This window comes from uncultured Gimesia sp. (assembly GCF_937919775.1).
In the GTDB taxonomy this organism is placed as follows: domain Bacteria; phylum Planctomycetota; class Planctomycetia; order Planctomycetales; family Planctomycetaceae; genus Gimesia.
In genome coordinates, this window is the sequence record NZ_CALFPF010000241.1 from 1 (window position 1) to 8,335 (window position 8,335).

7 protein-coding genes are annotated in these 8,335 nt (G+C 50.3%); 6 read left to right on the plus strand and 1 reads right to left on the minus strand.

Translation table 11 applies throughout. The features are described from left to right. Nucleotides 1-279: 279 nt before the first annotated feature. Nucleotides 280-1,554, minus strand: a complete 1,275-nt coding sequence (eno, locus tag Q0294_RS06355) for a phosphopyruvate hydratase (RefSeq protein ID WP_299462075.1) — start codon at nt 1,552-1,554, stop codon at nt 280-282. Nucleotides 1,555-2,041: 487 nt separating this feature from the next. Between eno and Q0294_RS06360 the strand changes: the two genes are divergently transcribed. The 6 genes from Q0294_RS06360 to Q0294_RS06385 all read left to right on the plus strand — a co-directional run bounded on the left by Q0294_RS06360 (nt 2,042) and on the right by Q0294_RS06385 (nt 8,323). Then, complete coding sequence (locus tag Q0294_RS06360; RefSeq protein ID WP_299462078.1) at nt 2,042-3,109, plus strand: phosphatidylserine decarboxylase; 1,068 nt, start codon at nt 2,042-2,044, stop codon at nt 3,107-3,109. Then, complete coding sequence (pssA, locus tag Q0294_RS06365) at nt 3,096-3,980, plus strand: CDP-diacylglycerol--serine O-phosphatidyltransferase (RefSeq protein ID WP_299462081.1); 885 nt, start codon at nt 3,096-3,098, stop codon at nt 3,978-3,980. The genes Q0294_RS06360 and pssA overlap by 14 nt, the downstream gene beginning before the upstream one ends. A gap of 51 nt (nt 3,981-4,031) precedes the next feature. Further along, entirely contained in the window at nt 4,032-4,649 is a 618-nt protein-coding gene (locus tag Q0294_RS06370; RefSeq protein WP_299462084.1) for a riboflavin synthase, read from the plus strand. Then, nucleotides 4,636-5,556, plus strand: coding sequence for a 16S rRNA (adenine(1518)-N(6)/adenine(1519)-N(6))-dimethyltransferase RsmA (rsmA, locus tag Q0294_RS06375; RefSeq protein WP_299462087.1), 921 nt, complete (start codon nt 4,636-4,638; stop codon nt 5,554-5,556). The genes Q0294_RS06370 and rsmA overlap by 14 nt, the downstream gene beginning before the upstream one ends. 96 nt (nt 5,557-5,652) lie before the next feature. After that, on the plus strand, nt 5,653-7,137 hold the full coding sequence (gene guaB / locus Q0294_RS06380) for an IMP dehydrogenase (RefSeq protein WP_299462090.1): 1,485 nt from the start codon (nt 5,653-5,655) through the stop codon (nt 7,135-7,137). 25 nt (nt 7,138-7,162) lie between these two features. Further along, nucleotides 7,163-8,323, plus strand: coding sequence for a hypothetical protein (locus tag Q0294_RS06385; RefSeq protein WP_299462093.1), 1,161 nt, complete (start codon nt 7,163-7,165; stop codon nt 8,321-8,323). Nucleotides 8,324-8,335 lie beyond the last annotated feature (12 nt).

Genomic DNA, 8,335 nt, shown 5'->3' on the forward strand with positions numbered 1-8,335 from the left:
CGAAATCATCCAGGCGAAACGGGATTCTTCATTCTGATTCGATTTGGCAGACAAATTATGCAGTCCCGGTTTTGATTCGATTCAAGGAAGTCAGGAAATCGACAACGCGCTTTTCACTTCAATCAAAATCGTCACGATAGGTTGGGATTCTTCATCAACTGGCAAACAGTGACGGTTGTGCGTTTTGTTGCAGATCTGACGATTATTGAATCGCGCATCAAAAAGCTCCCCTTCGATCACTCAAAGGGGAGCTGGTTCAAAATTCAATTTTCAATCGGTTCAGGAAATCGTACCGCCAAAGGTGGCTTCCGTTCCCAGAATCTCTTCGATTCTGAGCAACTGATTGTACTTGCAGATACGATCTGTTCGACTGGCTGAACCGGTTTTGATTTGACCGGTGCACAACGCCACTGCGAGATCTGCAATCGTGGTATCTTCTGTTTCGCCGGAACGGTGACTCATGACAGCGGTATAACCATTGCGTCCCGCTAACTGTACCGCTTCGATTGTTTCAGACAGCGTTCCAATCTGATTGACTTTGACCAGAATACTGTTGGCGATTCCCTCATCAATGCCGCGCTGCAATCGTTTGGGGTTGGTTACAAACAGGTCGTCACCCACCAGTTGCACTTTGTCTCCCAGGCGGTCTGTCAGAAGTTTCCAGCCGGCCCAGTCATCTTCAGCCAGACCATCTTCGATGGAACAGATCGGGTATTTATCAACCCAGGCCGCCAGGAAGTCGACCATGCCGGCGGAATCGAATTCTCGCCCTTCGACAGTGTAGATCCCTGTTTTCGTGTTGTAGAATTCTGTCGAAGCCGCATCCAGAGCAATTTTCACCTGCTCGCCGGCTTTGTAGCCTGCATTTTCGATCGCGGTCAAAATGACATCAATCGCGTCTTCGCTATTGGGAAGATCGGGAGCAAATCCCCCTTCGTCGCCGACGGCTGTACTCAGCCCTTTGGAGGAGAGTACTTTCTTCAACGAGTGAAAAATTTCCGTTCCACAACGCAACGAGTCACTGAAATTATCAAAACCCAGCGGCATGACCATGAATTCCTGCAGGTCAATTCCGTTGCTGGCGTGCTCTCCGCCGTTGATGATATTCATCATCGGGGCAGGCAGACGGTTTGCACCGACACCACCCAGGTAACGGAATAAAGGCAGATCAGAAGCATGCGCGGCTGCATGTGCGGCTGCCAGTGAGCAGGCCAGAATCGCGTTGGCTCCCAAACGCGATTTATTTTCGGTCCCATCCAGATCCAGCATGACCCGGTCGATCAGCAATTGATCGCAAACGTCGAGATCAACCAGCACGTCGGCAATTTCCGTGTTGACGTTCTGGACTGCCTGCAGCACACCTTTGCCTAGAAAACGATTTTTTTTGTCGGCATCACGCAGTTCACAGGCTTCATGCATTCCCGTGCTGGCACCACTGGGGACAGCAGCCCGACCTACAGTTCCATCTTCCAACTCGATATCCACTTCCACAGTGGGGTTCCCGCGACTGTCAAGAATTTCACGGGCATGAACGGAACTAATGGCAATACTCATCGTTTGTGTTTCCTAAAATATTTCTATTAGATGAACTCGATCTGTTGGTTGAATCTGCAACACATCAACAATATTTGATATTCTTCGATCAAAGTAGCATATTTTTAGCAGAAATAAGGAGTAAGCTCAAATGACTGAGTTTAGATTGTATGAATCTTTCTCAGACGCAGAGAAACCGCCGGTCCCTGAAATCCCCAAAGCATGACCAGGCCTACAGATGTTGCCCGGGTGCGGAAAACCATTAAAATCGCCAGTTTTTCGCCATTTCATGAGAACCATATTAATCCGGAGCACCTGATCTGATTGTTTCTATTTACAGGAAACGCCCTTCGCGAAAACGAATTAAAACGGACCGGAAACAAAGCGGAATCTCGTCAGACCGGTCGAATCCTGTTAGACTGAAGCGATACATTCAAACTCTCTGCTTCACGATGATATGCAATCTTGAACCCCAACTGAAATTCATACCAACTGAAATAAGCTTCTAATGAGTTCAACTTCCTCACAAATCAATCAAAAAACTGCAGGAAAGCGTTATCCCCCCCTCGCAGTGGAACCGATGGACCCCCAGCTGAAAACGATACAGCCGGGGGGCGGCATCATTATTAACCTGGAAATGCTGTGGGGGAATTGGCGCCGGTTCTGGCTGAAGACTTTCCGCCGTGGTTACGTGCAACGCATGCAAAGCACTCGCCAAGGGGACTTTAACCCGTGTCCGCATGAAGTACTCGATCCCCGCGATCTGAAATATTATGAAAACCAGGGGGGGTATTACTGGGACGCAAAAGACGATCCGTTCGCTTACCGCAGCCAGCTCCCGTTTGCTCGAGAAGGCCTGGCGGAACTGTTTGTTCTTTCGACACTGTTTTTTGGTGGTATGGCGCTTTTAACCGGCTTGCTTCTGACCAGCCAGCCGTCGGGCAGCCTCTCAATCATTGGCTGGCTGCTGGTCCTGACTCTGCTTTTATGTGGTCTGGAAATTGTCTGGTTCTTTCGAAACCCCAGGCGTGTGGTTCCGGAAGGAGAGGCAGTGGTGGTTTCTCCCGCAGATGGTACGTTTGATACCATTGAAGAAATCGCCCATCACGAATTTATTGGCGGCCCCGCCATTGAGATTGGTATCTTTCTTTCCATCTTCAACGTGCACATCAATCGCATGCCTGTTGCTGGTAAAATTATCAAATTAGCTTATAAACCGGGAAAATGCCTGAATGCGTTGCGTCCCGAATCGACGCGCGAAAATGAGCGGCTGGAAGTCTACCTGCAGATGCCGGAACCCACATTGAGACCGATGCTCGTGCAGCAAATTACCGGCGCGATTGCCCGCCGCATCGTCTGTCGGCTGAAACCGGGGGATGAATTAGAGAAGGGGACCCAGTTTGGAATGATTAAGCTGGGGTCCCGGACCGTGATCGTATTTCCCAAAGAAGAGGGGCTGGAAATTCTGGCAAAACCTGGCGATAAATTGAAAGCCGGTTCTACGATCCTGGCGAAATATGCATCGTCCGGGGAAAGTCTTGCATCAATGGCTGAGGAAACTGATGAAGAAGCGTAAACTGATCGCTGTACTCCCGACGTTGTTAACGTTAGGCAATGCCGCCTGCGGATTCGGCGCTATTACCTATGCCGCAAAAGTGGGTCCGGAATTTCTGGGACAGGCAGCCAGCGGCGGTGGGTTAACCCGGATGCTGGGAACATCCCCGGGACTTTATAATTCGTTCGATAACCAGCACCTGTTTATTGCTGCGGTGCTGATCTTTGTGGCCATGCTCTTCGATGCACTGGATGGAAGCGCCGCCCGCTGGACGAACCAGACCAGCGAATTCGGCGCGCAACTCGACAGCCTGTGCGATGCCATCAGCTTCGGCGTTGCACCTGCGTTTCTGATGCTGCAGATGATTCAATTTCGCACTGAATATCATCCGCGACTGCTGTGGGTGATTGCGCTGCTGTTTGCTGTCTGTACGATTTTAAGATTAGCCCGTTTTAATGTGGAAACCGAGGAAGACGATTCGCATTCCGGCTTTAGCGGGCTGCCTTCCCCTGCAGCCGCAGGAGCGGTGGCTTCCTTCCCCATTTCCATGCGCGGCCTGTATAAGCTGGCAGAATCGGAGACGGGGTCGATCTCGCAAACTGTCTCTCAGTGGCTGATCCCGGCGGTCGAATGGTCGCTCCCCTGGATCACGCTGGCCCTCGCCGCTTTGATGGTCTCACGCATTCATTACGCGCATGTGTTTAATCAGTTGTTCACCGGTCGTCGCAGTCGGCGGCATGTCATCCAGCTGGTCTTTTCCATGGCATTGATCTTTCTGGTGCGAGAATTGGCGATTCCCGTTTTATTCTGCTATTTCGCATTTTCAGCGCCAATTCATGCTTTTTGGGGAGAAGTTGTCTCCGGGCGACTATACAAATCAAAGCAAATTTGAGAAACTGGCTCGTTTCATCCATATTATCGAACCTTAAAGGTGCTGTCGCCGATGTTTACGGGACTGGTCGAGGCTCGAGGTACCGTTCAACTTTTGGAAAAGAACGGCTCAGCCATCGATTTAACTCTTGAGATTTCGGAGCTCATCACGAATGATGCCCACATCGGTGATAGTGTGGCTATCAACGGATGCTGCCTGACGGTTGTGGAAATCAGCGACGGCCTGCTTAAGTTTCAAGCCGGCGCAGAGACCCTTGCCAAAACGAACCTGGGGCTGTTGTCCCTCGGTGACCAGGTCAACATTGAACGTCCTCTGGCTGCCAATGGCCGCCTGGGAGGTCACTTTGTTCAAGGACACGTGGATGGCGTTGGCTCGATTAAATCAATCGACAGGGATGGTGAGTGGATCACGATGTGGTTCGATGTTCCACAGGAACTGGCCCTGCAAATGGTGCCCAAAGGATCGGTCACCGTGGATGGGATCAGCTTGACGATTGTGGAATGCCGGCAAACCGCTTTCAGTATCGCGTTAATACCGCATACACTGGAAGTGACCACATTAGGACAAAAACAGGTTGGCAGTGTTGTGAATCTCGAAACAGATATCCTTGGGAAGTATGTACAAAAACTGATTCCCTTAACACTTGATGGTTTCAATGAAAGACGATGAAAGGCAGACTCGATCTTATTTAATGCAGCTCTTCGAGCGGCATGGCTTTAACCCGCGCTCTGATCTGGGGCAGAACTTTCTGATCGATCTGAATATCATCGAGTATGTCGTGAGAAACGGCCATATTCAGCCGACCGACATCGTGCTGGAAGTCGGTACCGGAACCGGGGGCATGACGACTTTCATGGCGCAACAGGCCAGGCACGTCATTACGGTCGAGTATGACGCAAACATGCATACGCTGGCCGGGGAAGCCACTCGAAAATACGACAACATCACACTGCTGAACTGCGACGCTTTAAAAAATAAAAACCAGCTCTCGACCACCGTGGTCAACGCGATTGAAGCACAATTGCAGGCAAATCCCGGCAGTCATCTCAAGCTGATTGCCAATCTGCCTTATAACATCGCCACACCCATTGTTTCGAATCTCGTGGCGTCAGATCTTCCCTGGGACCGGATGGTCGTGACAATTCAGCTGGAACTCGGGTTAAAGATGTCCTGCAAGCCGACAACTTCCAATTACGGAGCTTTGTCTGTCTGGTTACAGTCACAGTGTTTCGTCAAACTTCTGAAGACGCTGGGACCCACTGTTTTCTGGCCCCGCCCCAAAGTCGATTCTGCCATCGTGCAATTAACGCCGAATCCGATACTCAAAAATACGATCGGAGACCGTGTCTTCTTTCAGGATTTTCTAAGGCGCGTTTTTCAGCATCGACGGAAATTGATGCGCAGCACGCTGGTCAGCATGTATAGCAAGCAACTTTCCAAGTCGGAAGTTGACGAGATTTTTCTGGGGCACGGGATCGATAAAGAAAAAACACGTGCGGAAGAACTTTCGGTTACAGAATTGATCGCGTTGGCGCATACGTTTCAGGAACAGATCTCACAAAAAATAAACGTTTAGACAAAACGCACATGACGATCAGATGTGATTAAAAAAACGATCAGCATCAAACAAAACATCAGAATAAAATCAGCGAGACGTGTAAGGAGAGGACCAATGGAAGATCGCATTATCTGTCAGGGGATCACATTTGATGATGTTCTGCTGCAACCGGCCTATAGTGAAGTGATGCCTTCTGAAGTCAGTGTTGCCAGTCAGCTCACTAAGAATATCCCCCTCAATGTCCCGATCGTAAGCAGTCCCATGGACACGGTCACGGAAAGTGATATGGCCATCGGGATGGCACAAGAGGGCGGGATTGGGATCATCCACAAGAATATGACTCCAGAACAACAGGCAATGCAGGTGGAGTTGGTAAAACGGAGTGAACATGGTGTCATCGTTGATCCGGTGACGCTTCCCCCCGATGCAACCGTGGCAGAAGCCACTGAAATCATGAAGCGGAGAAATATTGGAGGGGTTCCCATCACGGAAAATGGGAGGCTTGTGGGAATTTTAACGAGTAGGGACTTGCGGTTTCTCGACTCTCCGGAAACGCTGGTTTCGGAGATAATGACGAAAGATAAGCTTGTAACGGCTGCAGGAGATACAACGCTTGAGGTGGCTCAGCGGATATTATTGGAAAATAAGGTCGAGAAACTTCTGCTGGTTGACGAAAATTATCAACTGAAGGGGCTTATTACGATTAAGGACATCGACAAGACGATGCAGTTCCCGCTGGCCTCAAAAGATTCACGAGGACGGCTGCGAGTCGGGGCTGCTGTTGGTGTACATGATTATGAACGAGTCGCTTTACTGATTGAGTCGGGGGTTGATCTCCTGGTTGTTGACAGTGCTCATGGCCATTCCGGCAATGTAGTACAGACTGTGAGAGAAATCAAAAAACGATGGGACATTGATGTGGTCGCCGGAAATGTGGCGACAGAGCAGGGTGCCCGTGATCTGGCAAAGGCAGGTGCGGATGCGGTCAAAGTCGGAATTGGTCCCGGGTCAATTTGTACGACGCGAATTATCTCCGGTGTGGGAGTTCCACAATTAACGGCCATTTCCAATGCCGCAAAAGCATTGAAAGGGTCAGGAATTCCGATCATCGCTGATGGGGGAATTCGTTACAGTGGTGACATTGCCAAAGCACTGGCAGCCGGTGCCCATACGGTAATGTTAGGAGGGTTGCTCGCCGGCCTGGATGAGAGTCCGGGTGAATTGTTTCTATATCAGGGACGGAGCTTCAAACGCTACCGTGGTATGGGATCAATGGGAGCAATGGTGAAAGGTAGTAGCGAACGCTATCGCCAAAGTTCAATTAGTCAAGATGGAAAAGACTCTGCTAAAAAACTTGTTCCTGAAGGAGTGGAAGGACGCGTCCCCTATAAAGGGCCGCTTCAAAATCTACTATACCAGCTCGTGGGTGGACTACGGGCAGGAATGGGCTATTTAGGTGTCCAATCTGTCGCGGAAATGCGCACGGAAGCCAAATTTATTCAGGTCTCTGCAGCAACGGTTAGGGAGAACCATCCGCATGATATTTCAGTCACTCAGGAAGCACCAAATTACACAGCCGAACATTCACCAATGGAATAGTCGTCGACTGCACTGGCTACCGGCCGTGGCACTCGCGCTCGGTATGAGCCCGTTCGCTGTCGCTGAGGAACCTGTTTCTACGACAGATCCGTTTCTCGCACAGTCAGATGCTACTGCGCAAACGTGGGAAGAACTGAAAGGTCGCTCAGCGGAAAAACGCTGGGAGTCGCTGTCTCGCGAGAATAAACGGGAAGGCAAAAAGCTGGACCGGAAAGAACGCAGAGAATTGCGTAAGTCGGACAAGACCACCGATGAACTCGAATTTGTCCCCGAGTTTCGCCAGATTCCAGATCAGATTCCGCCCGCCTCCGCTACCTCAGGAACAGGCAACAGCCTGCCCTCTGATGCAGGCGTCAATACATTCTCTGCTCCAGACAGTAATGCGCCTGTATCCAATTCCGCGCCTGCTGTTCAGCCATACAAAACGATCGGCCTGGAAGAAAAACAGCCTGTCACCGGCACGTCCACGAAAAATCTGGATTTCAACACCCGGGAACCGGTGAGTCCTGCCAGCAACAGCCAGCAGATTGTTCCCCTGTTTCCTGATTCTGATGAGCGTGGATCCAGTTTTATTACCACCCAGAAGCAATTCGATAAAGCGGCTGCCTCTCCCGAATCTGATGATCTGAAGTATGCGGGGGAAGATCTCGAAGATGAAGTGCCGCACCTGTTGAAAAAAATTGCAGGCATCAAACCGTTTTTCGATTACGAGCCCGATCCTGAAATTGCCAAAAATGAACCGTGCAGAAATCTCTGTCCCCGCCCGGATGGAAAACCGTGTAAACTGTCAGAAGAAGACGGCGGGCAGATTATGGAATGTCCCCAGGAATATCAACTCAGTCGTCAACCTTATGAGGGACGCAATTTTTCAGAAAGCATTTATACCTGGGAAGCGTCTAACCTGAATTACAATCCGCTCTACTTCGAAGATCCCAACCTGGAACGGTACGGTAATTCTCGCAGAGACCTGGTGCAGCCGTTCGTTTCGATGGGACGATTTACCGGACAACTGCTCGCCTTACCTTATCAGATGAGCATCGATCCTGTGCGGAAGAAAATTTATCCTCTGGGATACTATCGTCCGGGTGAATACACGCCGAAACGCATCAACGGAATTCCCTGGAATACCAAAGCGGCAATCACCGAAGGACTTACCGCAACAGGACTCATCTTCCTGCTGCCGTAAACAAACAGACCA

Excerpts from the sequence above, each read along its gene's own strand:
- eno (WP_299462075.1), bottom strand. The coding sequence starts at position 1,554 with ATGAGTATTGCCATTAGTTCCGTTCATGCCCGTGAAATTCTTGACAGT.
- Q0294_RS06360 (WP_299462078.1), top strand. The coding sequence starts at position 2,042 with ATGAGTTCAACTTCCTCACAAATCAATCAAAAAACTGCAGGAAAGCGT.
- pssA (WP_299462081.1), top strand. The coding sequence starts at position 3,096 with ATGAAGAAGCGTAAACTGATCGCTGTACTCCCGACGTTGTTAACGTTA.
- Q0294_RS06370 (WP_299462084.1), top strand. The coding sequence starts at position 4,032 with ATGTTTACGGGACTGGTCGAGGCTCGAGGTACCGTTCAACTTTTGGAA.
- rsmA (WP_299462087.1), top strand. The coding sequence starts at position 4,636 with ATGAAAGACGATGAAAGGCAGACTCGATCTTATTTAATGCAGCTCTTC.
- guaB (WP_299462090.1), top strand. The coding sequence starts at position 5,653 with ATGGAAGATCGCATTATCTGTCAGGGGATCACATTTGATGATGTTCTG.